Raw genomic sequence first — 1,175 nt, forward strand, 5'->3', positions numbered from 1 at the left:
GGCAAGCCTCGCTCCTACAGGGCGAGGCTTGCCCGCCCTGGACACCAGCGAAAATCCCGACGCTAGATCCACTCACCCCACTGCAACAAAAAGATGCCGACATTGGTGGTGACCGCCGCCATCAACGTGGTGATCACGATGATCGCCGCCGCCAGTTCATGATTGCCGTTGGCCTGGCGGGCCATGACAAAACTGGCCGCGGCGGTCGGGCTGCCGAAGTACAGAAACAGAATCCCCAACTCAGCCCCGCGAAATCCCCAAAGCCATGCCCCCAACGTCGCCAACACTGGCAAGCCGATCATCTTCACCAGACTTGAGCTGAGCGCCATCTTGCCGCTTTTGCGCAATGCCGCCAGTGATAGCGTGCCGCCGATGCAGATCAACGCCAACGGCAACGTGGTTTGCGCCAGGTACTGGCCAGACGTTTCCAGCCATCCCGGCAAGCCGATCTTGAAATAGGCAAAGGGCGCCGCCGCCAACACGCTGATGATCAGCGGGTTGACCATCACGCTTTTGCAGATGCTCCACGGATCGGACTTGATCACCGGGCTGTACACCGCCAGCACAATGGTCGAGAGCGTGTTGTAAAACAGGATCACCAGCGCCGCGAGAATCGCCCCGAGAGAAATCCCGTAATCGCCGTACATGCTGGCCGCCAACGCAAGGCCGATGACTCCGTTGTTGCCGCGAAAAGCGCCTTGGGTATAAATCCCTCGATCTTCACGCGGGCACTTCCAGATCGCCCAGCCCCAGGCGATGGCAAAACACGCCAGGGTGGCCAGCGAGAAGTAGATCAGCAGCGCCGGTTGCAACGCGGCGTGCAGGTCGGCATGCAGGATGCCCAGAAACAGCAGCGCCGGCATGGTGACGTTGAACACCAGGGCCGACGCGGTGTGGATGAAGTTGTCGTTGATCCAGTCGATGCGCTTGAGCAACACCCCCAGAAACAGCATGGCAAACACCGGCGCGGTGATGTTCAGGGTTTCGAGGAAGATAGCCAGCATGCCGGGGGGAACCTTGGGTGGGCGTCGTTAGGGGGCTAATGATAAGCCACCCATGACGTTGGCGTCTGGTCGAGCAGGCGATGAGTAACCTGTGGCGAGGGAGCTTGCTCCCGCTGGACTGCGCAGCAGGCCCATTTTGGAGGCCGCTTCGCGCCCCAGCGGGAGCAAGCT

1 protein-coding gene is annotated in these 1,175 nt (G+C 60.9%); it reads right to left on the reverse strand.

Translation table 11 applies throughout. The features are described from left to right. Positions 1 to 62: 62 nt before the first annotated feature. Positions 63 to 1,004, reverse strand: a complete 942-nt coding sequence (locus QMX98_RS34690; RefSeq protein ID WP_010463375.1) for an AEC family transporter — start codon at positions 1,002 to 1,004, stop codon at positions 63 to 65. Between the last annotated feature and the right edge of the window lie 171 nt (positions 1,005 to 1,175).

It is taken from the genome of Pseudomonas sp. PS02303 (assembly GCF_029959925.1).
Taxonomy (GTDB): domain Bacteria; phylum Pseudomonadota; class Gammaproteobacteria; order Pseudomonadales; family Pseudomonadaceae; genus Aquipseudomonas; species Aquipseudomonas mandelii.